At 42.5% G+C, this 506-nt stretch carries 1 protein-coding gene; it reads left to right on the top strand.

Annotated features, from left to right (window positions below; genetic code table 11):
* Positions 1-45 precede the first annotated feature (45 nt).
* The coding region (locus Q5762_RS37050) for a prepilin-type N-terminal cleavage/methylation domain-containing protein (protein WP_315896710.1) at positions 46-506 on the top strand (461 nt) is incomplete at its 3' end.

The raw sequence follows: 506 nt of genomic DNA, 5'->3' as shown, positions 1-506 counted from the left end.
AACGTTTACTTACACCTTTCGTCTCCCTGGTCTTCTAGGTAACTGATGATGCTCTACCAACGCCAATCAGGTTTTACCCTTGTCGAGCTAATGGTTGCTATGGCAATTGGCACCCTGATTACTCTAGGCGCCGGACAGCTTTTTTTGACCACATTTCAAACCTTTAAAAAAGTAGACGAGCTAAGCCGAAAGCAGGAGTCGCTTGTTTTTATTACAGGCGTAATGATCCAAGATATCCGGTCTGCAATAAATGTTGACGTTGAGTCGGATGCAGCAGCTATTGGACTTTTAGTTTCTTCTGCGGGTAGTCGATGCGATGAAGATGAGAATTTAGAGAAAAGGTACTTTTTGTCAGAAAAAAACGGGAAATTTTCTTTAAGTGTTAGCAGAAAGTGTGATGGCGAAAGCAGGTGGCACACTGAGCCACTTGTTGAAGGCTTTTACGACGATAGTGAAGAGTCGTTTTCTTTTGAAGACTTAGACGATGGTCTTTACCAGATGACAAT

Source organism: Streptomyces sp. P9(2023) (genome assembly GCF_032436795.1).
Classification (GTDB): Bacteria; Actinomycetota; Actinomycetes; order Streptomycetales; family Streptomycetaceae; genus Streptomyces.
The sequence above is the reverse complement of the archived record's forward strand: the minus strand, read 5'-3'. Positions and strand labels throughout refer to the sequence as shown.